This is a genomic window from Occallatibacter gabretensis (genome assembly GCF_001449115.1).
GTDB classification, from domain to species: Bacteria; Acidobacteriota; Terriglobia; order Terriglobales; family Acidobacteriaceae; genus Telmatobacter; species Telmatobacter gabretensis.
Map to the genome: position 1 here is coordinate 212,952 of NZ_LAIJ01000002.1, position 25,211 is coordinate 238,162.

Annotated in this window: 22 protein-coding genes and 1 pseudogene; 11 read left to right on the forward strand and 12 right to left on the reverse strand. The window is 54.6% G+C overall.

The features are described from left to right. The first annotated feature begins 51 nt into the window (after nucleotides 1-51). Nucleotides 52-927 (forward strand): alpha/beta hydrolase family protein, encoded by an 876-nt coding sequence (locus VO84_RS02730; protein WP_197413865.1) that lies wholly within the window; start codon nucleotides 52-54, stop codon nucleotides 925-927. 5 nt (nucleotides 928-932) lie between these two features. Here VO84_RS02730 and VO84_RS02735 read toward each other — a convergent pair whose 3' ends face one another. Continuing rightward, on the reverse strand, nucleotides 933-1,400 hold the full coding sequence (locus VO84_RS02735) for a PaaI family thioesterase (protein WP_082661636.1): 468 nt from the start codon (nucleotides 1,398-1,400) through the stop codon (nucleotides 933-935). 38 nt (nucleotides 1,401-1,438) lie between these two features. Between VO84_RS02735 and VO84_RS21980 the strand changes: the two genes are divergently transcribed. The 4 genes from VO84_RS21980 to VO84_RS02755 all read left to right on the forward strand — a co-directional run bounded on the left by VO84_RS21980 (nucleotide 1,439) and on the right by VO84_RS02755 (nucleotide 6,928). Further along, nucleotides 1,439-1,777 carry a c-type cytochrome gene (locus tag VO84_RS21980; protein ID WP_082661637.1) on the forward strand — a complete coding sequence of 113 codons (339 nt, stop codon included), beginning with the start codon at nucleotides 1,439-1,441 and terminating at the stop codon, nucleotides 1,775-1,777. Nucleotides 1,778-1,848: 71 nt separating this feature from the next. Further along, entirely contained in the window at nucleotides 1,849-2,376 is a 528-nt protein-coding gene (locus tag VO84_RS02745; RefSeq protein ID WP_058185750.1) for a superoxide dismutase family protein, read from the forward strand. A gap of 1,012 nt (nucleotides 2,377-3,388) precedes the next feature. Continuing rightward, entirely contained in the window at nucleotides 3,389-4,411 is a 1,023-nt protein-coding gene (locus VO84_RS02750) for an amidohydrolase family protein (RefSeq protein ID WP_058185751.1), read from the forward strand. A gap of 93 nt (nucleotides 4,412-4,504) precedes the next feature. Then, nucleotides 4,505-6,928: an ABC transporter permease gene (locus VO84_RS02755; protein WP_058185752.1), complete on the forward strand. Its 2,424-nt coding sequence runs from the start codon at nucleotides 4,505-4,507 to the stop codon at nucleotides 6,926-6,928. Nucleotides 6,929-6,977: 49 nt separating this feature from the next. Here the strand turns inward: VO84_RS02755 and VO84_RS02760 are convergent, their stop codons facing one another. Continuing rightward, nucleotides 6,978-7,388 (reverse strand): VOC family protein, encoded by a 411-nt coding sequence (locus VO84_RS02760; RefSeq protein ID WP_058185753.1) that lies wholly within the window; start codon nucleotides 7,386-7,388, stop codon nucleotides 6,978-6,980. A gap of 70 nt (nucleotides 7,389-7,458) precedes the next feature. Here VO84_RS02760 and miaB point away from each other — a divergent pair, with 70 nt between their 5' ends. The 5 genes from miaB (at nucleotide 7,459) to VO84_RS02785 (ending at nucleotide 15,359) form a co-directional block, all read left to right on the forward strand. Next, nucleotides 7,459-8,778, forward strand: a complete 1,320-nt coding sequence (gene miaB, locus VO84_RS02765) for a tRNA (N6-isopentenyl adenosine(37)-C2)-methylthiotransferase MiaB (protein WP_058185754.1) — start codon at nucleotides 7,459-7,461, stop codon at nucleotides 8,776-8,778. Nucleotides 8,779-8,816: 38 nt separating this feature from the next. Further along, entirely contained in the window at nucleotides 8,817-9,305 is a 489-nt protein-coding gene (locus VO84_RS02770; protein ID WP_058185755.1) for a bifunctional nuclease family protein, read from the forward strand. A gap of 526 nt (nucleotides 9,306-9,831) precedes the next feature. Then, the gene (locus VO84_RS02775) at nucleotides 9,832-11,418 is read left to right on the forward strand and encodes an arylsulfatase (RefSeq protein WP_082661638.1); all 1,587 of its coding nucleotides are present in this window, start codon (nucleotides 9,832-9,834) and stop codon (nucleotides 11,416-11,418) included. A gap of 158 nt (nucleotides 11,419-11,576) precedes the next feature. Next, nucleotides 11,577-14,060: a fused MFS/spermidine synthase gene (locus VO84_RS02780; protein ID WP_231737747.1), complete on the forward strand. Its 2,484-nt coding sequence runs from the start codon at nucleotides 11,577-11,579 to the stop codon at nucleotides 14,058-14,060. Nucleotides 14,061-14,081: 21 nt separating this feature from the next. Continuing rightward, nucleotides 14,082-15,359 (forward strand): formylglycine-generating enzyme family protein, encoded by a 1,278-nt coding sequence (locus tag VO84_RS02785; RefSeq protein WP_058185757.1) that lies wholly within the window; start codon nucleotides 14,082-14,084, stop codon nucleotides 15,357-15,359. Nucleotides 15,360-15,447: 88 nt separating this feature from the next. On the opposite strand, the gene VO84_RS02790 is transcribed toward VO84_RS02785, so the two are convergent. The 7 genes and pseudogenes from VO84_RS02790 to VO84_RS02815 all read right to left on the reverse strand — a co-directional run bounded on the left by VO84_RS02790 (nucleotide 15,448) and on the right by VO84_RS02815 (nucleotide 21,755). Further along, on the reverse strand, nucleotides 15,448-16,770 hold the full coding sequence (locus VO84_RS02790; protein ID WP_058185758.1) for a BatD family protein: 1,323 nt from the start codon (nucleotides 16,768-16,770) through the stop codon (nucleotides 15,448-15,450). After that, entirely contained in the window at nucleotides 16,767-17,657 is an 891-nt protein-coding gene (locus tag VO84_RS22980; RefSeq protein WP_231737748.1) for a tetratricopeptide repeat protein, read from the reverse strand. Before VO84_RS22980 ends, VO84_RS02790 begins: the two co-directional genes overlap by 4 nt. A 114-nt stretch (nucleotides 17,658-17,771) precedes the next feature. Then, a pseudogene (locus VO84_RS23255) lies at nucleotides 17,772-18,368 on the reverse strand (VWA domain-containing protein); the annotation flags it as partial. Then, nucleotides 18,365-19,411 (reverse strand): vWA domain-containing protein, encoded by a 1,047-nt coding sequence (locus tag VO84_RS02800; protein WP_058185760.1) that lies wholly within the window; start codon nucleotides 19,409-19,411, stop codon nucleotides 18,365-18,367. The gene VO84_RS02800 and the pseudogene VO84_RS23255, both read right to left, overlap by 4 nt. Continuing rightward, nucleotides 19,398-19,844, reverse strand: coding sequence for a DUF4381 domain-containing protein (locus VO84_RS02805; protein WP_058185761.1), 447 nt, complete (start codon nucleotides 19,842-19,844; stop codon nucleotides 19,398-19,400). Before VO84_RS02805 ends, VO84_RS02800 begins: the two co-directional genes overlap by 14 nt. Beyond that, nucleotides 19,841-20,770, reverse strand: a complete 930-nt coding sequence (locus VO84_RS02810) for a DUF58 domain-containing protein (RefSeq protein ID WP_058185762.1) — start codon at nucleotides 20,768-20,770, stop codon at nucleotides 19,841-19,843. The genes VO84_RS02805 and VO84_RS02810 overlap by 4 nt, the downstream gene beginning before the upstream one ends. Nucleotides 20,771-20,783: 13 nt before the next feature. After that, entirely contained in the window at nucleotides 20,784-21,755 is a 972-nt protein-coding gene (locus VO84_RS02815; protein WP_058185763.1) for an AAA family ATPase, read from the reverse strand. Nucleotides 21,756-21,830: 75 nt separating this feature from the next. Here VO84_RS02815 and VO84_RS02820 point away from each other — a divergent pair, with 75 nt between their 5' ends. After that, on the forward strand, nucleotides 21,831-22,325 hold the full coding sequence (locus tag VO84_RS02820; RefSeq protein ID WP_058185764.1) for a YidH family protein: 495 nt from the start codon (nucleotides 21,831-21,833) through the stop codon (nucleotides 22,323-22,325). A 77-nt stretch (nucleotides 22,326-22,402) separates the two neighbouring features. On the opposite strand, the gene VO84_RS02825 is transcribed toward VO84_RS02820, so the two are convergent. From VO84_RS02825 to VO84_RS02835, 3 genes are all read right to left on the reverse strand, one after another. Next, nucleotides 22,403-23,224, reverse strand: a complete 822-nt coding sequence (locus tag VO84_RS02825) for a HEAT repeat domain-containing protein (protein WP_058185765.1) — start codon at nucleotides 23,222-23,224, stop codon at nucleotides 22,403-22,405. 54 nt (nucleotides 23,225-23,278) lie between these two features. Continuing rightward, the gene (locus tag VO84_RS02830) at nucleotides 23,279-24,007 is read right to left on the reverse strand and encodes a hypothetical protein (RefSeq protein ID WP_058185766.1); all 729 of its coding nucleotides are present in this window, start codon (nucleotides 24,005-24,007) and stop codon (nucleotides 23,279-23,281) included. 203 nt (nucleotides 24,008-24,210) lie between these two features. Further along, on the reverse strand, nucleotides 24,211-25,200 hold the full coding sequence (locus VO84_RS02835) for a SphA family protein (RefSeq protein ID WP_058185767.1): 990 nt from the start codon (nucleotides 25,198-25,200) through the stop codon (nucleotides 24,211-24,213). Between the last annotated feature and the right edge of the window lie 11 nt (nucleotides 25,201-25,211).

Here is a 25,211-nt window from a genome sequence, read left to right on the forward strand (position 1 = left end):
CCTTCCTGCTCCAGGAAAGCAGCGGGGCGTTTCCGCGTGTACACTTCCTCCATGCGCCCACTCATCCTGTCCCTTGCAGCAACCGCTGCTTTTTGCATCCCAGTGATCATGCAAGCCCAGTCTCCATCCATTCCCGCCGCTATCTATACCGATCCTCTAGCGGATGCGGCGCATCCGGCAGGCATGGCCGTGCTGCACATTCCCTCGCACGGCGTCGAGATCAACGGCATTGTCTACACGCCCTCGGGCGCAGGTCCGCATCGCACCATCGTGATCTGCCACGGCCTGCCCGGCAATGAGAAAAACCTCGATCTCGCACAGGCCGCGCGCCGTTTCGGTTGGAACGCCGTCACCTTCAACTACCGCGGCTCGTGGGGCAGTCCCGGCCATTACACCTTCGCCAACGATCTCGAAGATGCCGACGCCGTTCTCGCCTACATCGAAGATCCCGCCAACGCCGCCCGCCTTGGCATCGACACAAAGCACATTGTCCTCGCCGGTCACAGCCTCGGCGGCTGGGTCACCACCCAGGCCGCAGCTCATCATCCGGAACTCGCCGGAGCTATCCTCATCTCCGCTGCCGACATGGCGCGCGCAGCCAGTCAGCCGCGCCAAAAAGTCGTTGACCTGATGAAAGAAAACATCGAGTCCCTCAACGGTACTCCGGAGGGCATCGCAGACGACGCTATTGCTACCGTCCGCGCACGTACTTTCACAAGCGCAGTTCCAGGCCTCGCGAAAATCCCGCTCCTGGTTCTTACCTCGAACGACGGCCTGGCCCCGAACGCTGAAGCTCTCGCACAAGCCATCAAAGCAGCAGGGAATCAGCACGTCACAATCACCCACGCCGCCACCGATCACGGCTGGAGCGATCACCGCATCTTTCTTGAAGCTGCAGTTCTCAACTGGCTTCAGAAGCTGCCGTAGCAAACTTAAGCGCGGTGCCGGATCTCAATAAACAGACCCTTGCCCGTAGCAAGCTCGATGCCACCGGCGTCCACAATCCGCGCTTCTACCCAATGCTTGCGGCCTTCGCTGCGCGCCACTCGACCCTCCAGCCGCACCGGCCTCGGTTCGCCTGCGGCAGAGGAGGGAATCGGCCTCTTGTACTCCACCTCAAGTTTCGCCGTCATCGCCACCACGCCGCGCGAGCGCACCGCCTTGCTCATCGCCTCATCCAGCAGCGTGGCAATAATCCCGCCATGCGCGTACCCCTGCGGCCCTTCATAGGTGTCAGGAAGCACCGCATCGCACACCACCGTGCCGTCTTCGGTAAGAAAAAACTTCAAGTGCAGTCCCACCGGGTTTGCCTCGCCGCAGCCAAAGCATCGGTTCTGCGCCGCATGCGCCATAGGAGTCAGATTTTCGTTCGTCGCTGTCATAGAGGAAGATAGAAGCATCACGCCTGCTCGAATTCTATCGGGCCGGCTCGTACTCTATGAACTCCAGAATCCTTTTCATCCTGATCCCCGCTTTGATTCTCACCGGCTGTCGCTCGCACCCTCAACTCACACTGCAACAAGCAGGAGGGCAAAACCTGTACCAGGAGCGATGCGTGCACTGCCACGAGGAAAACGATCTCGCGCTCAAGCCTCCCCCTCCCAGTCTCAGCAACCTCTTTCGCCACTCCACGCTTCCCAGTGGAGCGCCCGCCACTGACGCACAGGTCATTCGAACCGTACTCGGCGGCAAAAACAAGATGCCATCCTTCGCCGGGCGCTTTACCGAGGAGCAGATGGATGCTCTTCTCGCCTACCTCCACACCGGCATCCAATGACACAGCAGGTACCGCGCCTGTGATACCATCCACGCCGTAAACGTTATTTGACTTCCCCCATGGAGATCCCAATGCGTCTCAAATTTCTTCCCCTCGCATCCGCGCTTATCTGCTTCGCCGCAGTCGGCTCTGCTTCTGCTGCGACCAAATCCGCCCACGCCGACCTCACCAACGCACAGGGCGCAACCATCGGTCACGCCAAGCTCTCAGCCACCTCAGGCGGCGTAAAAATCTCCGTCGATGTCTCGCAGCTAACCCCAGGTGATCACGGCATTCACATCCACACTGTCGGAAAGTGCGAAGGCCCCGCCTTCACCACAGCCGGCGGCCACTTCAATCCCACCAGCGCGCACCACGGCACTCACAATACAGCGGACCCAAAACCGCATCTCGGCGATCTGCCCAATCTCACCATCGACGCAAAGGGCAAAGGCAAGCTGAGCTTCGTCGTATCCGGCGCCACGCTCGACCCCGGTCCCAACTCACTCTTTCATGACGGTGGGACCGCGCTCGTCATCCACGCCAAGGCGGACGATCTGATGAGCGACCCCTCCGGCAATTCCGGCGACCGCATCGCCTGCGGCGTCATCCAGCAGTAGCTCCGCGAGAAAAGGGACGGCCATCATTACTTTGGTCCATTGGACTCTCGTGCAAAATAGCCTCCAGAAACTTTGCGTGAAATTAGCCCCATTTGTGAAACACTCATAATCAGCAGAACAAAAGGCCCGATCCTCACCGGAATCGGGCCTTTGTTTTTCTGGCGCTGGCACAGCACAGAGAGGAAGGCTGGTCTCTATCCTGAAAACTCACAGAACAGATCGCTGCTCCCGCAAGTTATTGATTTTAAAAGAATTGAGCAAAGAAAAAGCGAACACACAAAAACACACCATTTTTTGCTCGTAAACTTCTACTAATCAGCAGCTTGTAGCCAAAAGTGCAAATTTTTTTATTTATTTCGGTAACCATTGCAGATATTTAAGTAGTAAACAGATCCAGGCGCAACGAGCGAAAGCACCTGCCTTCAGTGATCTTTCGCAATACCCTGGGTTCAAACAAAAACGGCCCGGCTCCATCCGGAGCCGGGCCGTCCGTTTCTTCCGGTCTATTCTTGGACCGGAATATAACGCGCAACGATAAGTAAAGTAAGTTCTACAATCTCGCGGAGGGAGAAAGATACTGGACTGTTCATGAAGAACCCCCTTCAGCGCCGGCAAATTCTGCCGGGTTATAGGTTATGTATTTAGACCCAGAGTAATGGCCCGGTGGTAACAAGCTTGCCTACATACTAGCACGTAGCCTGCCAAACTACGAAAAACTGGAAACATCAATAAATCAATAGTTTGCAGCAAACAGGGCAGACAAGAACTATGTAAATATTTCACTATAATGGAATTTTTGCTCGATATTTTGTCTGAACAATGCCAGAAACAACTCCATTCTGGTTCGCCGAACGGATAGTGAAGAATATGGGCGAGCTTCAAAATGCAACCCGGACTAGTCGACTGAGTCCGCCGCTGGTATCGTCGTACCGACAGCAAAAGAAGCAAAAAATGCACCGCCCGCTTCGCCGGCTGACTTGTTGCGCATTCGCAGGCGTCAAAAGGATTCCGTATGACTGTATTTGTCAGGAAGTTCGCAACAGGCATTATCTCCACAGCTGTTTTTGCACTTGGCTCTCTCTCGGCGCGAAGCCAGAACACACCGGCAGACGTACCACCCGTGATTGATGTGCATGTCCACGCCATGGACGAGTCCTGGCCCGGCGGCCCTACGTGTCCAAATACATCCGGCTTTACGGCGTCTGATCCAAAGACCAAGGAAGGTCCGGTTGGCTGGGTTCAGGAAGAATGCACACCCAAGCTCTACCCCTCGGCAAAAGGGGAGTACATGAAGGACGTAATCGCGGAGATGAAGCGGCTGAACGTAACGGCCGTCGTCTTTGGCGACCCGGCCAGCGTGCAGAAATGGCGCGACGCAGCGCCCGACCGCGTCATTCCCGGCACATCGTTTGACAAAGACGATGGGTCGGATTCGAAGCGTGTGGATATAGATGAGCTCCGCAAGGATTTCACAACAGGCGGCTTCAAAGTCATGGGTGAGATCGGGCTCCAATATGAAGGCATCTCTCCAAGCGATCCGTCAGTCGACAAGTACTTTGCCCTGGCAGAGGAGCTCGATATCCCAATAGCAATCCACATGGGAACCGGCGGTTCAGGCCGTGCCAACGTCACCACGCCCAAGTTCCGCGGCTCCATGGGCAATCCGTTGCTCCTTGAAGAGTTGCTCGCACGCCATCCAAAGCTGCGTGTGCAGGTCATGCATGCGGGATATCCCATGATCGACAACATGCTCACGCTTCTGGGAGCAAATTCGCACGTCTACGTCGACGTTGCAGGACTGATCTGGAGCTATCCGCCGAAGGAAGTGAACCGGTACATCGAACGACTGGTGGACGCCGGCTTTGAAGACCGCGTAATGTTCGGCACAGATCAGATGCAGTGGCCCAGGCTGATGGCATATTCGATTAGCTTCATTCAGAATGCGGATTATCTGACCCCGCCGCAAAAACGCGACATCCTGTACAACAACGCAGCCCGCTTTCTACGCCTCGATACAAAATCCAAAGCAAATTAGCCACGCAGGCAGCCCCTACTGTCGTTGGATTATCACTCCGAGTCGTAACAAAGTCATCTGCAATTCCGTCTTATTCCTAAACGGGGTCAAGCGATGCAGACTTTTTATCGGGATATCCGTTACGCCGCGCGCAACCTGCGCAGGTCTCCCGCGTTTACGGCAACGGTAGTACTGACACTGGCACTCGGAGTGGGTGCTACTGCAGCCATCTTCAGCTGCGTCTACGCGCTTCTGCTCCAATCGTTGCCCTTTACGGATGCGGGGCGCATCATCGCTTTGTCTGAGACTCATCCGCAAATTACAGGCGGAATCGAGGCCACTTATCCCGATTACGAGGACTGGAAGGAGCAGCAACATAGTTTCACGCAGCTCGCAGCCTACTCCACACTCAATCCGGAAACAGTTTCGCTGGTAACAGATGGGCACGCGCAGCAGGTGCATCGCGTCCTTGCCTCCGGCAACTTTTTTTCAGTGTTGGGAATAACTCCGCGGATCGGCCGCTTGATCGGCGAGCAGGATGACAAACCCGAAAACGATCACGTGGCAATGCTGAGCGCATCCGCGTGGGATCGCTACTTCGGCAATGACCCGGGCATAGTGGGACGTAGCGTCAACCTCAATGGAACAGCCTTCACCATCATTGGCGTTTTGCCGGTGGGCGCTGCCTATCCTTCAGAAGGAGAGGTCTGGCTGCCGCTGTCGCTTCTGGACCAGGAGACGCGCGCATCCCGCGTATGGCACTCGGTCAGGGTCCTGGGCCGGCTGCGCCCTGGTGTTAAGTTTCCCGAAGCAAGAGCCGATCTGCAGGCAGTTTCGGCGCGTCTGGCTGCTGCATATCCGGCCACCAATCGCAACATCGGCGTACAGCTGAGGCCCTTGCGCGAGGAACTGGTGGGAACGCTGCGTCCGGCCATGCTCAGCCTGTTTGGAGCTGTCTTTCTAGTGCTCTTGATTGCATGCGCGAATGTCGCCAATCTCTTGATGGTCAGGGCCACGGCACAGCGCCGCGAGATTGCCGTTCGCCAGGCGCTTGGCGCTGGCCGCACGCAGTTCTTTTTTCAATTTCTCGCCCAGGCGATTGTCCTCTGCCTGTTGGGAGGATCGCTTGGAATCGCGTTGGCCGCCGGAGTTTTGCCGTTGCTGCGCATGGCTCTGGCTCACGCTGCATCTCTCGACCCATCGATGATTCAATCCATCGGCCTCAACATTCCCGTATTGCTGTTCGCGTTGTTTACATGTTTGATGACCGCGATCTTGTTCAGCATCTTCCCGCTCATGAACACCTCGCCGCGCCTGACCGAGGCCCTGCGTACGGGAGAGCGCGGGAGCACCGGCAGCCGAAGCAGAAAGCGCAGTGCCCTGATCGCGGGAGAAATCGCAATCGCGGTCGTGGTGCTTTTTTTAAGCACGCTCGTGGTGAGGAGTTTCCAGAAGCTTCTGGCGGTTGACCCAGGTTTCAGGATCGACCATCTGCTCAGTGCTGAAATCACACTACCGGAGCCGAAGTACGGCGATGACAGCTCCATCACGAATCATTTCTATGAGCAGCTTCTCGAAAACCTGGCGCGATCTCCGGGAATTTCGTCTGCAGCCACTACGACTGTTGTTCCGCTCAAGCCCTCGCAGGTGATGACGCGGTTTCTGGTGGAAGGTGCGCCTCCCACTTCGCCGGGCATATTTCCCGCCGCACAAATCCGATACGTGAGTCCCGACTTCTTTCATACCTTCGGCCTTGCTCTCCAAAGCGGCAGAGTCTTTGAGCAGAAAGACATTGAGAACAGTACCAAATCATTTGTCGTCAATGCCGCCTTTGCCAGGCGGTACCTGGCAGGCAGGAACCCGCTGGACGCCAACATTCTCCTCGGGGTGTTGAGTCCGCATCCGGAGAAGATCCCGGTAATTGGAGTGGTCTCCGACGCGCATGACCTCGGAATAGAGAGCGAAGCGCAGCCGGAGATCTATCTACCGGGGTTCGGTCTCCACGCGGTTCTGCTTGTACGCACCTTCGCTGACCCCGCGAGCGTTGAGTCAGTCGTACAAAATGCAGTGCGCACACTGGACCCCAACCAGCCCATCTATCACGTGCAAACCGTGGATGCGCTCATGTCGAACTCCACGGCCCGGCAGAGGATGACGGCCATGTTGCTCGGCATTTTTTCAGTAGTGGCTCTGGCATTGGCGGCGATCGGCATCTACGGAGTTCTTTCCTATTCCGTTGCGCAGCGTTCGCGGGAGATCGGCGTGAGAATGGCGGTAGGAGCCACTCGCGCGCGTATCTTGCGCCTCGTCCTGGCCCAGGCAGCTCAATTCACAGGAACAGGACTCGCTGTAGGTGTTGGCGTAGCGCTGGTGAGTGCTCGCATCATCAGAGGCTTGCTTTTTGATATCGGCACAGCTGACCCGCTTTCTGCGTGTATTGCCATCGGACTTCTGGTGTTGGCAGCGGTTGTGGCAGCGACTATTCCTGCACTGCGCGCCGCGTCCGTGAATCCGAATGAAGCACTAAGAGCGGAATGAGAGCCGATTCCTCTCCGAATAGGGAAACAATCTTCGTGACAATCCAAAGTCACGCCTTCCATTGGAAGCAAATCCCGAACCCATCCGGGTCTTTCAGATAAAGCTGCTTCATCCCGTACCAGGCTGTCTTCGGCGGATCGAGTTCGACTCCTCGCGCCACCAGCTCCCGGTAAGCCCCATCGACATCGGGACAACCCAGATACAGGCACGTGTCCTGATGTCCGCCCCATCGCGCCGCGTCCGGCTTTTCCGGAACATCCTCCGGATCATAGGCCGTATTCAGCATCACTTCCGCCCCGCCCAACTCTAGCATCGCCCAGTTCACATCATCCTCATCTTCGCTCATCGCCTTTGAGCACGCAGTCACCGTAAATCCCAGCTTTTCGCGATAAAACCGAATCGACGTGGGCATATGAAAGACCTGAACCAGCGGCGCAACACCTGTCACCTCAATCCCCATAGCGAGTAAACTCCTGTTTCTGTCGAATCTACGATCCCGAATCTGCAGCCAAGATATACTGAATCTTGTGATGTCGCCTGAAAAAACCTTCTACCTGGAAACCTTCGGCTGTCAGATGAATGCTCATGACTCGGAAAAAGTCATCGGGACCCTCCAGCGCGAGGGCTATCGCCGGGTGGAATCGGAAGAAGAAGCCGGCCTCATCCTCTACAACACCTGTTCCATCCGCGACAAGGCCGAGCAGAAGGTCTTCAATCGCCTCAACGACTACAAAAAGCTCTACAAGTCCGGCAAGCGCTTTGGCGTCCTCGGCTGCGTCGCACAGCAGGAAGGTGAAAAGATCTTCGAGCGCGCCCCATACGTCTCGCTCGTCTCCGGCTCCGCCTCATACCGCAAGCTCCCCGAGATGCTCCACCGCCTCGAAGCCGGCGAAAACCGAATTACTGGCCTCGATGACCGCCAGACCGACGAGACCTTCGAGACCGAGTTCACGGCCCGCCAGAACCCGTATCGTGGCTACATCACCATCATTGAAGGCTGCGACAAGTTCTGCGCCTACTGCGTCGTCCCGTACACTCGCGGCAAAGAGCGCAGCCGCACTTCGGCATCGGTCCTCGAAGAAGCTCGCCGCATTGCCGATCTCGGCTACAGCGAGATTCAGCTCCTCGGCCAGAACGTCAACAGTTACCGCGATCCGGAAGGGAAGTTGTCCTTCGCCGAACTCCTCGCCGCAGTCGGCCAGGTCCCCGGAATTCGCCGCGTTCGATTCACTACCTCGCACCCCCGTGATTTCACCAAGGACATCGTCGAAGTCATCGATGCCTACCCCACGCTCTGCGACCACATCCATCTGCCCGTTCAGTCCGGTTCTTCGCGCATCCTGAAAGCCATGGCCCGCGAGTACACCAGTGACTGGTACCTCGAGCGAATCTCCTGGATGAAAGCCGCAAAACGCAAAATCTCGCTCTCGACGGACATCATCGTCGGCTTCCCAGGCGAAACTCCGGATGATTTCATCCAGACCATGGACCTCCTTGCTGAAGTTCAGTACGACTGCGTCTTCGGTTTCAAATATTCGCCCCGGCCCAACACTCCGGCCCTGGTCATGATCGACTCGATCCCCGAAGCCGAGAAATCGCAAAGACTTCAAGTATTACTTGAACGTCAACGAGAAATTCAAAGAGCAAATTATTCCAATCATTTAGGGGAAGTAATGGAAGTAATGGTTGAAGGCCAGAACACAGCACGCGGCCAGGTTACAGGCCGCAGCAGCCAGAATAAATCCGTAAACTTCACCACCGGCTCGCCCATCGCTCCCGCTCCTGGCACTTATATGCAGGTCCGCATCACCGCCACGCATCCAAACAGCCTGGTTGGCGAAGCGCTCTAGCCAGAAAACCGGAACAGGGGTAGAGTAAGAGGGAACTGATGGACCTCGAAGTCAAAATCCGCGGCCTCATGATGGACCCCGCCACCAACATGCCCGTTGTTGTCCTCAAGGATGTCGCTTCGGATTCCGTCATGCCTATTTGGGTTGGTATCTTCGAGTTCAACGCAATCTTCAACGAGATCGATAAGTCCGTAGCATCCCGTCCCATGACCCATGATCTGCTCCGTAACATGATTCAAAACTTGAATGCTGAGCTGGATCGCGTAGTTATTAATGATCTTAAAGACAACACCTTTTTTGCCGCTCTCTGGCTCACCCAGCAGGGCGAGCAGGTCGTAGTCGATGCGCGTCCCTCAGACGCTATCGCGCTGGCTCTTCGCTACGATTGCCCAATCTATGTGAATGAGAGCGTGATGCACGCAGCCCGCCTGAATCTCGGCGGCCCAGCTGACGGCCCGTCCGCCGAACAGTTGCGCGGCTGGCTCCAGGGCCTCAACGACGAAGATCTAGGCCGTTACAAAATGTAGTTGGGCGCACAAACACAACTGCACATTCTGTCCACGGAATATTTGAAGCTCAGACGCCTGGAGGGAAGAGTCCTTTTGACCCAGGCTAGCCATATACAATCCCTTTAAGGTTCAGTCTTTTAGTTTTAATGTACAGAATATCCGTTATCAGACTTAATGGATTACGACCGGAATTCCTGGATTAAACTCTATTCCTCACTCCTCGCTCGGCGTGCGCGCTGAGTTCACTGCCTGCAATCGTTCCTTTCGTTTTTGCCTATCCATCAAGGAATCGACAAATGGCACCACTCTTTCCTCCTTTATTGCATGAACTGACAGTTCCCTATCACCAAACGAATGGCTAAGCTTCTCACGACGACAAGGACTGCAACTGCGGGTCTTTTCGCAAATTCGGTGATTTTGAGCAGGGCCTCCGGGCAAGTCTCATTCATCCGACATGACGAGTCGGCGAATCTTTTAGCCAGTCCGGATCCAATCGGACTGTGAGGGCAGCAGCAACAGCTTGCAGATGCAGCAAGGAGGAGCGATGAGAAACAGAGCCAGTGGCCGGTGGTTAAAGGCCTTTTACGCTGCAGCATGCCTGTTCCTGGTAAGCCAGGTTCAGGCACGTGCGGCAGCGAAACCCAATATCCTAGTCATCTTCGGTGACGATATTGGGCAAACCAATATAAGCCGCTACTCCCACGGATTGGTGGGGTATTCAACGCCCAACATCGATCGTATCGGCGAACAAGGCATCACATTGACCGACTACTATGCCGAAAATAGTTGCACTGCCGGCCGGTCGTCCTTCATTACGGGTCAGTCGCCCAAGCGCACCGGCCTGTCGAAGGTCGGCATTCCCGGTGCTCCCGCTGGCCTGCAGCCGCGAGACGTCACCATTGCTCAGGCCCTCAAACCGCTGGGCTACGCCACTGGCCAGTTCGGCAAAAACCACCTCGGCGACCGCGATGAGTTTCTCCCTACCAATCACGGCTTCGATGAGTTCTACGGTAATCTCTACCACCTCAATGCGGAAGAGGAGCCGGAGCGGCCTTACTGGGACTCCATCATGAAGGCTAATCCTGACTTTCTCAAGGCCTACAATCCGCGCGGTGTCATACACAGCTACGCGGACGGCAAGATCGAAGATACCGGCCCGCTGACATCCAAACGGATGGAGACCACCGACGAGGACTTCGAGAATGCGGCTGAAGGCTTCATCAAGAAACAGGTCTCGGCGAACACACCGTTCTTCGTCTGGATGTGCTTTACTCACATGCACGTCTACACTCATGTAACCGATGCTGAGCGCGGCCAGAGCGGTATGCCTGGCAACGAATATGCCGACGCCATGGTGCAGCACGACAAGGATGTGGGCAAACTCCTTGACTCGCTTGACCAGTTGAAGATCGCCGACAACACCATCGTGGTCTATACCACAGATAATGGTCCCAACCAGTTCTCCTGGCCCGATGCGGCTACTACTCCCTTCCGCAACGAGAAGGACTCGAACTGGGAAGGCGCCTTCCGCGTTCCGGCGTTGATACGTTGGCCGGGACACATCAAGGCGAATACATGGTCATCGGAGATATTCTCCGGGCTCGATTGGTTCCCCACCCTGTTGGCCGCCGCCGGCGATACCAACATCACGGAGCACCTGCTCAAGGGTGCAAGCATCGGCAGCAAGACCTTCAGAGTCCATCTGGACGGCTACAACCAGTTGCCCTTCCTCACCGGACAGGAGCAGCATGGCCGCCGCCACGAATTCTTCTACTTCGATGACGACGGAGAATTAGTGGCCACACGCGTCGATGATTGGAAGCTTGTTTGGTGCGAACAGCGCGCACCGGGCGGCTTCGCAGTGTGGAGTAATCCATTGACATGTCTGCGCGTGCCCAAGATCTTTAACCTGCGCATGGACCCCTATGAACGTGCAGATGTTGTATCCAATCAGTACTATGACTGGTCAACAAAGAACGTCTACCTTGGCGCTTACGGAGTCACGAAGAGTGCGGAATTTCTGCAAACGTTCATCGACTATCCGCCGAGCCAGTCACCACCCAGCTTCTCGGTCGATCAGATAGAGAAATCTGTTGAGGCTCAAATCAAGGCAAAAGCTGGCAAACAGTAAGCTGTGAAGCGGCTTCTCAGGTTTCTCGGGAAGCCGCTTCCTTATTTAACGGGATGCTCCCTATGTCCGGTACTATGACAACCACCATGCCGGAAGTCCGCCGATCTCGCTCGAAATCTGAAGGTCATAAACCGGCCTCGCTTACGCGGATGAATTCGATGCCCCGTGTAGGCATTCACCTATCGATCGCGCTCTTTCTTTCGGGCGCTGCCGCACTCATTTATCAGATTCTCTGGATCCGCCAGCTTTCGCTGGTTGTCGGTGTCGAGGTCTACTCGATCACGATTGCTGTGAGCGCATTCTTCGCCGGTCTCGCTGGTGGCAGTCTCATATTCGGTCGTATGGCAGATCGTTGGCAGCGCCCGCTCCGCCTGTACGGAGTCCTTGAAATATGCGTCGCGCTCTCGGGTGTTTTAGTTACATTCCTCTCACCGCATGCAGCGTCGCCATTCGTTGCGCTTCAAGCTCATGTTGGTGCTGTTGCGTGGCTGCTTCCCTTTCTATTGGTAGGCTCTCCCGCATTCCTCATGGGCGGGACGTTGCCGGCCATGATTCGCTACGTTGCGCAGCGACAATCCTCCGTTGCAACTTCTAGCGGCTGGGTCTATGCCGTTAACACCGCCGGAGGCATTGCGGGGGCGCTTCTGAGCACCTTCGTATTTCTGCGCTGGACAGGCGTCCACAACACAGCTATCGCTGCTGCCATTTTCAACCTCACAGCGGCAGCCATTGTATGGTTCGCCGACCGCACTGCTACAGAGCAGCGTCCCACTCATTCATCCGCAATAGACCAAGACTTCCCTGCACCGTCCGGACAGGCCACGCTAGCTCTCAGCCTGTATGCCGTTGCAGGTGCAGTTGCTCTCGGCTATGAGGTCGTGTGGTCGCAGGCACTGGCGCAATTCATGAGCACGCGCGTCTTCGCATTTTCTGTCGAGCTGGCAACGTATCTTGCCGGGCTAGCAATCGGCAGCGCTATCTACGCCCGTTTCGGCCGCATGGTGCGCGATACATGGGGAATCTTTGCTCTCTTGATCACAGGTGCCGGAGCCATTGCTCTGCTCGAAATTGCCGCTCTGGGCACTGGCCAGCTTCGCATTCAGTACTCCATTGCTCATTTTGTTTTCACATCTACAGGCAGCGAGTTCGCGCGGATGTGTGCATCATTCGCCGTCGCAGCCTTCGGCGTAGTTTTTCTTCCCACGCTGCTGCTCGGTGCAGCATTTCCAGCATTGCTGCAACTCGTAGCACGAGGCACACGCATCGGAACCGGTACAGGTACCGTCCTGGCACTCAACACTGCTGGAGGTATCGTCGGCTCCCTGCTCACCGGCTTTCTTCTCATTCCCACGCTTGGGCTGGTACGCACTCTCAGCATTCTCGCCATCATTGCGGCAACAGTGGGCGTCCTCGCTGTTCTTCTTGGCTCCAGTGTCCTCGTCCGGTGGAAGTCAACCATCGTATTGCTAGCGGTCGGTGTCGTTGCGGCCAGCATGATTACGCCGCAGGACAAGCTGGCGCGACTTCTGCTGCTCACACGCGGCGGCGGAGACCTCGTCTTCTACCGTGAGAGCCGAGGCGGAACAGTTGCCATAAGCCAGCAGCAGAACGCCGACCACATCTTTCGGCGCCTCTATATTCAGGGAGTTTCGAATTCAGGAGACACTCTGCCATCCATGCGCTACATGCGCCTGCAGGCCCTTCTGCCACTCATAATTCATCGCGGCAATCCGCAGTCCTCGCTTGTCATCGGCTTCGGTACTGGAATCACCGCCGGAGCAACCCTTCGCTACACCGGCCTGACGCAGCGCACGTGCGTAGAACTGCTGTCTGCCGTTGTCGATGCAAGCTCGCTGTTCCCTGAAAACTACGGAGCCGGAACCGATCGAAATCTCAACCTCCGCATCAGGGATGGGCGCCAGGAACTACTCAGCAACTCTGCGCAATATGACATGATCACGCTTGAGCCGCCGCCGCCGAGCGCAGAAGGAGTAGTGAATCTCTACTCCACAGATTTCTATAAACTCGCCGGGCATCGTCTCACCCCGAACGGTCTCTTTGCACAATGGCTGCCGATCTCCACACAAAATGAAGATGACACGCGTTCGCTGATCCGCAGTTTTCTGGATGTCTTTCCATACGCAACGCTATGGACTACTGAAGTGCACGAGATGCTGCTCATCGGATCCTTCTCTCCGATTGATCTGGATGTTTCACGCATCCAGCAGCGTTTCGATCAGCCAAATGTCACTGCCGCCCTCAATGCCGTAGGAATTTCATCGCCTGCAGCATTGCTGGCGACCTGGTTAACCGGCCGCGAGGGACTGGAGGCCTATGCAGGCAAAGTCAGCCCTGTCACCGATAACGAGCCGCGCATTGAGTATGCCGCCTGGACTCACCCGAATGAAATTACCCGCACGCTTCCCCATCTACTCGCCTTGCAGACGGAGCCTCCGCTTGAAAACGCAAGCGAAGACCTCCGTGTTCAGATACGCACGGAGCGGAGTATCCTCGCCGGGTTTTATGCCGCAAGCCTCGCGGCCTACAAGGGAGACAGGGATGCATGGTCTGAGGCAATGCAGAAAGTCATGACCGGTGACAACAAGAACCCCTATTACAATTGGCTTGCAGGTGGCCAGTAGCTTCGTAGCGGAGAAATAAAGATGACACGCCCGGGAAAGCAGTTAAAAAAGCGCAATGCAAAAACAGCCTGGATCGTAACTGGCGTCATCGTCCTCTCGGTCCTGGCATGCGTTGTCATCTATCGCGAGCCCGGTTCGGGAACAGCTCTGGCCGGCTCCCCCGACGCAATGAATCCGGCGCATCCTGGAGCAGATTCCGGGAACACTCCAGACCTGAGCACAAAAAAAACCATGCCTGCAACTCAGCAGGCCACCTTCGTGCCAACCATTCCCAACAAAGAGTCCGCGCCAGGCAATCCTCCAGCAGGTATGGCGTGGATCCCTGGTGGCGAATTCTCCATGGGCGCGCAAGGGATGGCCGGCATGAATGAAGTCGGCATGAATGCGACCCGGGACTCCAGCCCCATCCACCGCACATACGTGGATGGTTTCTATATAGATAAGACAGATGTGACCAACGCCGAATTTACGCGTTTCGTAAGGGCCACCGGCTATGTCACCGTGGCTGAGCGCAAACCAGATGCAAAGGACTATCCTGGAGCCTCACCAGAAAATCTTGTGGCGGGCTCAGTCGTTTTCGCTCCTCCGGATCATCCGGTGCCGCTCAACAATCATTTTCAGTGGTGGACCTATATTCCAGGCGCAAACTGGCGTCATCCAGATGGTCCTCAAAGCAGCATCATCGGCAAAGATAACTATCCAGTAGTACATATCGCGTATGAAGATGCTGAAGCTTATGCAAGGTGGGCCGGCAAGCGAATTCCTACAGAATCCGAATGGGAATTCGCTGCGCGTGGCGGCCTGTCAGGTAAACCCTACGTCTGGGGAGATGAATTCCGCCCTAAGGGAAAATGGATGGCTAATACCTTTGAGGGTCACTTTCCCGACAGCAATAGCGGAGACGATGGCTACACAGCAACCTCTCCCGTCGAAAAGTTCCCCCCCAATGGATATGGTCTTTATGACATGGCAGGGAATGTCTGGCAATGGACCAGCGACTGGTATCGTCCTGACTACTACACGCAGCTCGCCGCCCAAGGAATTGCCTACAATCCATTGGGACCGACCACGGCTTACGACCCCACCGAACCCGGACACTCAAAGAAGGTGCAGCGCGGCGGCTCGTTCCTATGCACGGATCAGTACTGCTCCCGCTACATGGTGGGCACACGAGGCAAAGGGGATGTTGATACCGGAACGAACCATCTCGGTTTTCGCTGCGTCATGACAAAACAGGAATGGCAAGCTCGTTACGGGCAATCGAAAAATCAAACAATGGCGAGAAACAACAACCCGTAGTTTCCGCATGGTCCCAAGTGGCTTTCTTCGTGCACGTACAGACAAACCGAAACTACGGTTCTGTGAATAAGGTTCTCTAAGAATTTTCTCAGGGATTCAACGCTACCAATGCTGTTTTCTCGTCATGAGTTTTAGCTTCCTGTTTACGCCACACCCTCAAGAGATCTGCCAGCCTACGCCCATCCCACTGTGCATCTCCACTCGTGGACGTAAACAGTATGGCTCCCAGCCGATTAATCTCACTCATGAGATCAGCATCCTGGCTCGAAGCATAGATTTCATCCAGAGATTTTCCTGGAGAGCGTCGATTCAGCCATAGCAACAAAGCAGCGTATGCTTCCTTTGGATGATTTTCGTTGCATGCCTTCACAACAGCGCGAAAATATGTCTGTTCCAATTCCCTTCTCTGCGTTCTCCAATGTTGAACGGAACGATATAGTCGTGGCAACCATTGCCACGCGAGCCACAGTAACAGCAGCGCACCCAGCAGCCATAGAACTCCAACCCAAATCTGCCGCTTATATCGAGCCCAAAGATTCACTTTAGGTTGCTGAGCCATTGTTGGCTGTGGCTGTTCTGGAGCCAGCTCAGTAGCAGCGGCTGGATTTTCTGCCACTTCGAAATGAACCGCAGGCAACACCGCTTTGACGACTTTTCGTGTTGAAACATTCCACCACTTCAGCTCAATTGCTGGAAGTGTATAACTCCCTTCTTTCTGCATTAGGTATTGCGCTGATTGCGTGCGCTGCCCGAAGAGAAACTCATTGCGATTGGACTTCTCGTCGTGTACCTTCGGCTCTTCTTCATAAATGCGAATCCCATCAGCAGCCTTAAATTGCAGCGGAGGAATCAACATTGCCTGCAGTTTTGCTGCCGTCACAGTAATCGTGCGCTCGATCGTATCACCCACTCGCAGCGCTTTCGGCGCTGGTGTCCATCGTTGCTCAATGGTTAGCTTTGTCGTAGGCAGAAAATATTCCAGGCCTCTTGCCGCCGCAGGAATCTCAGCACGAAATGTAAGCAGTGGCAGCGTAAGGTGTGCCAGTGCTCTCTTCGGAGGCGTGCTCGCATAAGAAGCATCGATCTGCGCCGACGGCAGTGAAAAGTCTCCCGCTTGTTGTGGATAGAGCGTGTACGTCTCCGTGATTGCTGCGTATGTCACGCCCTGTACACGTTCAGAACTGTTTTGTGGCGTCTCCTGCGGCAACACAACAATAGCGTTCTCTATTTCAAATTCAGGAAACTCAGGGCTGCCTGTAAAGTAGTTTGGCACCAGCACCGTTATAACAAGTCTTACCGGTTCGCCAACCGTGATGTTTTCTGCAGGCTCAAGGTGTGCGCGAATCATAGGCGTCTGCGCAGCTGCAACTCCGGCAAGCGCAAGCACAGCAAGCAAGACAGAGCTCCTCATGGATGATGCTCCTGCGCCGCCTGCATTGCAAAGCGGCGTCGAAGAAAGTCCGCAGGAGTCGTCTGGATGTTTCGCATCCAGATCTCTTCCATCTTCTTTGGATCCAGTTTTAGCCGCACTGTCTTCTTGCCCTGTTTGCCTAATTCATCGAATTTCACTTGATCAGGAGGGTCATTTGCTTCTTCCTCTCTTTCCTGATTTTTCTTTTTTGGGGGAGGCTTAGGTATGAGAGATTTCATCAGCGCAAGATTTTCCCGCGCCTCAGTCCAAGAAGGTCGCTTCGATAACGCTTCTTGAAACGCCTGTATCGCATCCGGATACCGCTTCAGGTGAGCCAGCGCATCCCCCTGGTTGTACCAGGCCTCCGCAGTGTCGCTCAGGGAAAACACATTCAAAGCTGCCTCATAGTCTCCAGCATGCGCCAGCGCAATCCCCCGCCACAGTGGATCATCGAATCGATCTGCAGCCTTTCTGAAATCCCCATATTGGTAGTAGTAGCGTCCTTGTTGGTCGTGGGTAAGCCAGATATCCATCCATGAGAACCGCGACTGTGCATGGCACGGTTGCATCAGAAAGAAAAACGCGATTCCCGCAGAAATCCATCGCACCACCCATCCTTTCCTGAACCAGAACATTGCAATTGCGCAGATCGGTATGGTGATCCAGTATCCTTCATCAATCCACCGCATCTTGCTGTCGCGTTGTTGCAGCACATCTAAATGATGTTGCACATGCCGCTGCACCCAGTGTGTATCATCGTCATTCAGCGTGATTGTTGCCGAAGATATTCCTTCCCGGTTCATCGCGCGCAACTGATCCACATCCAGCCTGCTGTAAACGCGCCGTCCAGAACTGTCTATGAGGAATCGATTCTCTCCAATGCGCACTGGACCTCCCTGTGAAGTTCCTACTCCCAGCAACAGAATCTCGCTCTGATTGTCTGGCCGTTCGGCAAATTGTCGAAATGCAGTAACCGATCGCGGCTCAATACCATCAGTCACAAACAGAATCGTCCCAGGCACAGGCTCATCTTTCAGAAAGCCCTCAATAGTCCGCAGCGCATTTGCCGAATTCTTGTCGTAATTAGGCATTAACTCCGTAGAAAGCGAGCTGAGATACAAATCAAAGAGCGAGAAGTCGGTTGTAAACGGCAGAACCATGTGAGTCGTTCCCGCATAAACAAACAACGCTGTACGACCACCGTTGCGGACCTTCAATAGGTCCCGCATCTTCATCTTGGCCCGTTCAAGACGCGTAGGATTCACGTCAATTGCGTCCATAGTTGGCGAGAGATCCAGTACAATCACCAGCGGAGCCTTGTCTTCAGTAAATGGTGGCTGTTCTCTGCTCCATGTTGGACCGGCTACCGCGACCGTCCCTAGCAGAATCAGCAAGCATGCCATATGAATTGGCCGAAAGCGCAAGTGGCTTTTACGCGTAACAATCAGGTGATCCAGTAACGCCGGCTCAATGTATCGATCCCATCGCGCCCGCATATCGTTCCGCACATGGTGAAGAAAATAGATTGCCGGAGCCGCAGTCAGCAGCCATAGCCACTGGGGACGCAGGAAGTGCAAGGTTCCCCACCACTCGCTCATATGTGCACCTGAAATATATTCGATGTAACCGGCGTCTCAATCTTTGTGCGCCACCGTGCCATGAGCCGCATCACCAGGCTCACCACAATCATCAGCAAATGACATCCCGTCAGAAGTACAACCGCTGCGCCGAGTGGAAACACAAACAACTCTCGGCGTGGCTGATAGCGCAATGTCTTAAAGTTTTGCGGTGTGATTCGGTCTAGTGCGGCGTATGCTTTCTCTAACTCTGCCTGATTCTCTCCGTGAAATACCTGCCCACCTGTGGCTTGAGCAATGCTCGCAAGCGCTGAATAATCCACCTTATCTGCGCCATGTGTAATCCCTGGATCGCCCAGTCCTACCACGTGTATTGTGATGCCATTCTGCTTTGCAATTTCCGCGGCCTTGCGCGGCGGCATGCGGCTGCCTGTATCGTTTCCATCCGTCAGCAGAATCAACACACGTTCTTTGGTGTCGCTCGCTTGGAACTCCTTGATCGCAAGTCCGATCGCATCACCAATCATCGTCTGCGGGCCGGCCATCCCCGCATCGATCTGACTGAGAATCTTTAGGCACGCTTGATGATCGAGAGTAAACGGCGTCACTGGATACGCCGCTTGCCCGAATACGATCAGCCCGATTCGATCGTGCTCGCGCTTTTGAATGAAATTGCCGACGACCTCTTTTACTGCATCTACGCGTCGCATTCTTTTACCGTCTGGCGTCAGAAAATCGCGTGTCTCCATCGACTGCGAAATATCAAGCGCCAGCATCAGGTCACGCCCAGGTTGAATCTTCTGGATCGGAGGTTCAACAAATTGAGGTCGGGCCAGGGCCAGCACGATCAGGCTCCAGCACACTGGGGCCATAATCTTCTGTAGCCAATTGCTTCTGGGAATTACTGCGCCTGACTGCGGCCGTAAGCCAAGACTTTTTGTAATGTAGTGAAAGAATGTCAGTCGCAGAGAGTCCTGCTCCTCCCGGTAAGGAGGCATAAGCCAATACACCAGAAGCGGCAGGACCAGCACCGCCAACAACCACGGATATTTAAACGCGTACACGGTGGCTCCGTATCCACTTTGCAGTTAACTCTCGCAATTGCTTTTCATCCTCAGCAGAGAGATCCGCTTCACAGAACGCCAGATTTTCGATCTGATTGCCTGGCGTAGCAAGAAATCCATCCCCACGAATCGTCGCGTCAAGAAACTGCAGCCATTCCACGCCGCTGAGTGAAGCTACTTTTTCCCGTGGCCACACAGAAAGAGCTGTTCTTTTAAGGAGTACCGAAAACTCCGCAACCGTCAGCGTCTGGAGTTCCTTAAGGGCCTCGCGGCGATAGCGATTGAACATCCATCTGCGAATCTCACGCACAAGAATCCATATCGCTGTAATGGCGACAACGGCAAACATGCAGTACCATCCAACTGTTTGTGGCGTCCATGTAGGAGGCGCGGGCTCGTAAAAACCGTGCAGATTATCCAATGGATTCGTCATAGCTGCCGGCGCCTCATAGCCACATGTCCAAGCAAATGCCTTATCTGTGTCGCGATATCGTCCGCATTGCTCAACGGAAGTACAGGAATTCCCAGTTCATGCTGCCACGCCAGAATCGGTCTTACTCTCCTGTCGGAAGCATCCAGAATGTTCTTACGAACCTTCTCCTGCCCGAGTTGTAACTCAACCTGTAATTCTCCGTTGCTCACCACAAGTTGATCGGCAGCCGGTAAGTGGATAGCCAGTGGATCATAAATCAGGCAACATGCCACATCATTAGCCCTGGAGAGATGTAGCAAAAGATCGCGTGTGCGCACATCTGCCCCATCAAAGTCGCTGGCAATCAGAATGAGCGCATCGTGGTGACATACCCGCGCCACACTTTCAAGCACGTCATTCAGCTGCGTCGGATTCGGATGTACCGGCATATCTGCGTGTAGCATCTTGTTGAAGTGAGAAATTCTCTTGAGAATCCGTGTCACTGTAAGACGACTTCGTTTGGCAACAATCTGTTCTACAGAATTGTCATTGAACAAAAACGCGCCTACTCGATCACCCTGATGCAGCGATCTCCACGCAGCCAGAGCCGTGACCTCGGCGGCAGTGACCGACTTCATGGAAACGCGACTGCCGAAGAACATATTTATCCGCTGATCCACAACCAGCATTGTCGGACGATCACGTTCCTCGGAGTACACACGCACATATGGCTTCTGCGCCCGTGCCGTCACCTTCCAATCGATGCTGCGCACGTCGTCTCCGGCAACATATCCGCGCAGTTCTTCGAAATCAAGGCCGCGCCCGCGCACATGTGATGCTCTCCGGCCAAACAGCAGGCTGTGCACCGGCTGGCTGTGTCGCAGCGTAAATCCGCTCGCCTTAAACTGGAGCGCCATTAGTGATTCGAATTCAACATAAGCGCCCATGCAGCATGCTCCGCTATGCCACAGCAACCAGTTGCACAATCTTGTCAATTACTTTGTTTGGTGTAATGCCTTCAGCTTGTGCGTCGTAGCTCAAGATTAGCCTGTGCCGAAGCACATCATGCACAATCGCCTGCACGTCGTCAGGGCGTACATGGTCTCTTCCTCTCAGCCATGCATACGCCCGTGAGCACTTATCCAGTCCAATAGTTCCGCGCGGACTCGCTCCCACCTGAATCCACTTCCTCAGGTCTTTGTCATATTTTTCCGGGTATCGGGTCGCTTCGATCAGCGCCACTATATACTGCGCAACTGCATCTGCTACCTGTATTGCATGAATCTCTTGTCGCGTGGCAAATATTACATCTTGCGAAATGCGCATCACCGCCGTGCCGCCACCCGTTGTGTCAGCCTCTTCGCCGCGTACCAGGAGCATGATGTCTCGCTCCGCTTTGCTGTCTGAATAGCCCACACTTACATGCATCAGAAACCGGTCCAGTTGGGCCTCGGGTAGCGGATACGTGCCCTCCTGTTCAATCGGATTCTGTGTCGCCATCACCAGAAACAGTTTGGGCAGCGCATGTGTTTTGCCCGCAACCGTTACCTGTCTCTCTTCCATTGCTTCCAGCAGAGCTGCCTGTACCTTCGCGGGCGCGCGATTGATTTCATCCGCAAGAACCAGGTTGTTAAACACCGGGCCTTGCTGAAATCGAAACTCGCCCTTGCCCTCCGCTGTGTAATAGACCTCCGAGCCAGTAATATCAGAAGGCAGCAGATCCGGCGTGAACTGGATCCTCGAAAGCCCGGCATCGAGAAACCGGCTTAGCATCTTGATTGCCCGCGTTTTTGCTAACCCCGGCAATCCCTCCACCAGAAGATTTCCGTTCGCCAGCAGCCCGATCAGCAGGCGCTCTATCATTGCCTCCTGACCTAGCACGGTCTTTCCTATTTGCTTCTGTAGTTCAAGGATGGATTCGCGTGGAGTCATGCGCATTCCTGATCAAGCAGGCGGTCGCATGCAAGTGACATCGCCTTAGGACGCAGGATATCGATTTCAAACTATGTGCGCACTGTTACAACTGACAGTCGCCGCTCGAACTCCTTTAATGTTCAATCATGGACGGAGCGCGTAGTCGAACCAAAGGAGCTATTCAACATCGACACTCCTGACACACATGTTCCAGACCAGCGAACCCAACTTGCAGCGATTCGTACTTTACTGGCACTTGATCGCACTCTGCTCGCATGGGTGCGTACCGCCCTCTCGCTTATGGCCGGAGGCGTCGCCTTCGACCAGGGGGCACGTCTGCTACACGAGGAACGTCTAAAGGCCGGAACAGCTCTGGTGCGCAGCGGTCATTTCATCGGAATCGGCGTTACTGCGCTGAGTACCGTGCTCATTGGGCTGGCAATCTTTGCTTATCTCAAAGATCTTCGCGCTGCGGCAGAACTGCTCCAGCGGCCCACTTCACCTTTTCGGCCATCATTCATTTCCGCCGTACTGGTGATGATTCTTGGAATTCTTACAGCAGTTGTTCTAACTGCAACCGGCGGTTAGAGCGACGCAAACCGTTCATGGGAAATATGAAAACCGCCGGCTACAAATGTCCATCAACTCTTGACCCAGGATGAACCCTATTTATGCATCGACGATTTTCGCATCCGGACATCCTCAAGGTGAACCACTGCGGCAGCAGCCGTATAGCGTACTTCGTCTTTCTTATCGTAGAGAAGAGGCTGGATATCGACAATAACGGTAGGATCACCGCGGTGTGAAAGAACGTTGAGAGCCGCCACACGTACCTGCCAACTGTCATCTGAGGCTGCGCTGATAAGTGCAGTGCGGGTCTTCGGATCCGGGTCTTTCTCGAGCATTCCTGCGGCTGCGGCGCGAACCGGGGAGGAATCGTCTTTGGTCAGCATCTTGAATGCATCTTTGCCCAGTCCGGCAAAGGGAATAAAGCCAATGCCCTCATCGATGCCGAACTCTGCCATCTTTTTGGGGTCATGTAGCATCTTCTTCTGGTCATCCAGCAAGCCTCCACCGCTTTTCTTTTGGCCGGTGAGAACTGCATAGTAAACCCCATATCCAAGCGGATCGCCAAGCGTGACGAGAGACCACGCACAGGAAACGACCACAGATACGTCCTTTTCGTCGTGCAGCGTAGTCTTGAGTCGTGGGATCGCCGATTTCGCGCCCATCTGCCCCAACGACTTTGCCGCTGCGGCTCGTACGTCAGAGTTGGTGTCGTTCAGGGCAGCCAGAGCTAAATCGGCGGCCTTCTGGTTTCTCTGTATCAGCCCCAGCACGCGCACAGCAGTAATCTTCTCTTCGTTCTTTTTCTGTTGTCCCTCCTGCAGAATAGACCATGCTTTCTCGCCAGCACTTTGCGCACCGGACTGCAATACTGAAAGCAGAAACCAGGCAACCAGTCCAATCTTTATCGTTCGATTCATCGTCTCTCCTCGCGAGCGCTTTCCGTCTGCGCTCGTATGAATACTGCTTGCTCCCTAAGGTCCGACAGGCGTGTAACTGGAATTCGTAGTTGTCACCTGCATTTGCTTTGCCTTGGCATCAAGAACCGTCTTCTGTAGATAATTCGTGCCATCGGGAAGGCTGGCGAAGCTGTTTGTCATCGTAACAACGTCATTTTTTGGATTGCTTAAGTATGTTTCCACATCATAACTTACAAGCTTCTTTGCATTCGGATCAAATCCGATAGAGACTTTGTCGCCCTGCTTGTAGTAGTTTGCAAAACTTAGCGTCACAATGCCCCCGGACGAAGCGGAGCTTGCGTTACCCGCCTGCTTCGTTTCTTTCAGCATCATGGGATTCGGCGGCGCATAGTGACTGATCAGCTCTTTAAGGTCTGCTGCTTCGTCTTTCATCTCTGCTTGCTTTTTAGCAACAATCCTTCCTTTCAATCCGCCCTGCGGCGCCTGCTGTGTCTGAGCGGCATTGCTCCCCATCGGAGTCTTGATTACCTTACCATCGGCTCCGTAGCGGCACATCGCCTGCTCGTCTTTACGAACCTTACCCTTGATGCTCACTTCCGTCGATTGCACCCACTGGTACTTGGCCAGTTTCTGCCGATTGGCTTCCATAACTTGCTTCAGGGTCATGGTCTGTTGAGAAACAGACGTACCCTGCCCAGCCGCCGCAGAGTTCGGAGGAGTTTGCGCCTGTACTGTCGCGGTATTAACGTAAGCCAGTAGCGCTGCAAATAAAAGTGCTTTCATGGATTACTCCTGTTCTTGTGAATTTTGTTGTCCCGCACAATTTTTTCTCAACACCGGCTCTTGCTCAAGATATGCGCAGAGCCTCTTCGCCGAAACATATGTTCCTGGAAATGTCGTAGCGGTCCTTGGCCAGGTCGAAACTCCACATAGCCATCGATGCGGAAATCAGTTGCTGGGCTACATCGTCTCGTACCTCATCCCGCCTACTTATGATGAGGAATATAAGGCGTGATATAAGTGATCCCGACGACATACTCCGGTCCTGAAGTCTTGGCCTCTCCGCCAAATTGTTGCTCGTAACGAAAATCAAATCCCAAACGCCATTTGATGTTTGTGTACTGCCACTCCGGACCAATACCAAAATTGCGGTCGAGAATCCCGTGGAGCAGCGGATTGATTCCGCTCCCAGAGTCCTGGGAAAGCTTGTGGTATGCATAACCTGCCAGGCCCGCATTCATCTGATACTTGAAGAAGCGACGGCCAAAGCTATACTCCCCGGTAAACATCGGCCCTGGCTTCACATCGAGGCCTGTCTTGCTCATATTGATCTCCCACGTAGTCAGGCCGGAGGTGTTCCACAGTTTCCGTTTATCCAGCGAGTATGAGGCGCCTGCCTCAATCTGATGTTCCCAGAAACCAAGGCCTGAATTCATAGAGCTCGATGGATCAAACGAACCCGTCGGTGCATAAAACCCATAGTTGACTGTGAATCCTGCACGGCCTTTCTCCCAACCCAGCACTAGGGGCGAAAAGAAAATGTCCGAAATGCCGGCCTGCTCTGCCGACGCATTAAAGAGATCGGAAGTAAAGCGAGTATTGACCACCGGAAGAATAAAGTTCCAGCCATACGTTCCGCCTAAAAACTTCTTGGGAGTTGTCTGAGCGAACACAATATTGTGTGCAGTAACTGTCAAATCCAGATTCAGAATGGTATTTCCGTTTGGCCCTTTAATTGAATCGATATGGTTCAGATACGGAAGGTATGAAACGTATGTCCCCGGAGGAAGCGCAGAGCCGTTCCCAAGACCGGTAATGCCTCCGAGATAGTGGCCATTTTGCTGCGCTGTGGCGGATCGACCGCCCAAACATGCAGTGAATCCTACGACCCCAACAACGAGCGCAAGAATCCGGCGGTTCGTCGAACGCCGTCCTGGTAAATCTGATAACAAATCGACATTCCTGCCTGCCGCCATGATTCCCCTCC

Bases quoted from the DNA above. Each gene is read 5' to 3' on its own strand.
- VO84_RS02735 (WP_082661636.1), bottom strand. From the start codon at position 1,400: ATGCTTCTATCTTCCTCTATGACAGCGACGAACGAAAATCTGACTCCT.
- VO84_RS02760 (WP_058185753.1), bottom strand. From the start codon at position 7,388: ATGGGGATTGAGGTGACAGGTGTTGCGCCGCTGGTTCAGGTCTTTCAT.
- VO84_RS02830 (WP_058185766.1), bottom strand. From the start codon at position 24,007: ATGAAAGCACTTTTATTTGCAGCGCTACTGGCTTACGTTAATACCGCG.
- VO84_RS02805 (WP_058185761.1), bottom strand. From the start codon at position 19,844: ATGACGAATCCATTGGATAATCTGCACGGTTTTTACGAGCCCGCGCCT.
- VO84_RS02775 (WP_082661638.1), top strand. From the start codon at position 9,832: ATGAGAAACAGAGCCAGTGGCCGGTGGTTAAAGGCCTTTTACGCTGCA.
- VO84_RS02745 (WP_058185750.1), top strand. From the start codon at position 1,849: ATGCGTCTCAAATTTCTTCCCCTCGCATCCGCGCTTATCTGCTTCGCC.
- VO84_RS21980 (WP_082661637.1), top strand. From the start codon at position 1,439: ATGAACTCCAGAATCCTTTTCATCCTGATCCCCGCTTTGATTCTCACC.
- VO84_RS02825 (WP_058185765.1), bottom strand. From the start codon at position 23,224: ATGAATCGAACGATAAAGATTGGACTGGTTGCCTGGTTTCTGCTTTCA.
- VO84_RS02815 (WP_058185763.1), bottom strand. From the start codon at position 21,755: ATGACTCCACGCGAATCCATCCTTGAACTACAGAAGCAAATAGGAAAG.
- VO84_RS02835 (WP_058185767.1), bottom strand. From the start codon at position 25,200: ATGGCGGCAGGCAGGAATGTCGATTTGTTATCAGATTTACCAGGACGG.
- VO84_RS02750 (WP_058185751.1), top strand. From the start codon at position 3,389: ATGACTGTATTTGTCAGGAAGTTCGCAACAGGCATTATCTCCACAGCT.
- VO84_RS02755 (WP_058185752.1), top strand. From the start codon at position 4,505: ATGCAGACTTTTTATCGGGATATCCGTTACGCCGCGCGCAACCTGCGC.
- VO84_RS02770 (WP_058185755.1), top strand. From the start codon at position 8,817: ATGGACCTCGAAGTCAAAATCCGCGGCCTCATGATGGACCCCGCCACC.
- VO84_RS02790 (WP_058185758.1), bottom strand. From the start codon at position 16,770: ATGAGGAGCTCTGTCTTGCTTGCTGTGCTTGCGCTTGCCGGAGTTGCA.
- VO84_RS02810 (WP_058185762.1), bottom strand. From the start codon at position 20,770: ATGGGCGCTTATGTTGAATTCGAATCACTAATGGCGCTCCAGTTTAAG.
- VO84_RS02730 (WP_197413865.1), top strand. From the start codon at position 52: ATGCGCCCACTCATCCTGTCCCTTGCAGCAACCGCTGCTTTTTGCATC.
- VO84_RS02785 (WP_058185757.1), top strand. From the start codon at position 14,082: ATGACACGCCCGGGAAAGCAGTTAAAAAAGCGCAATGCAAAAACAGCC.
- miaB (WP_058185754.1), top strand. From the start codon at position 7,459: ATGTCGCCTGAAAAAACCTTCTACCTGGAAACCTTCGGCTGTCAGATG.
- VO84_RS02780 (WP_231737747.1), top strand. From the start codon at position 11,577: ATGCCCCGTGTAGGCATTCACCTATCGATCGCGCTCTTTCTTTCGGGC.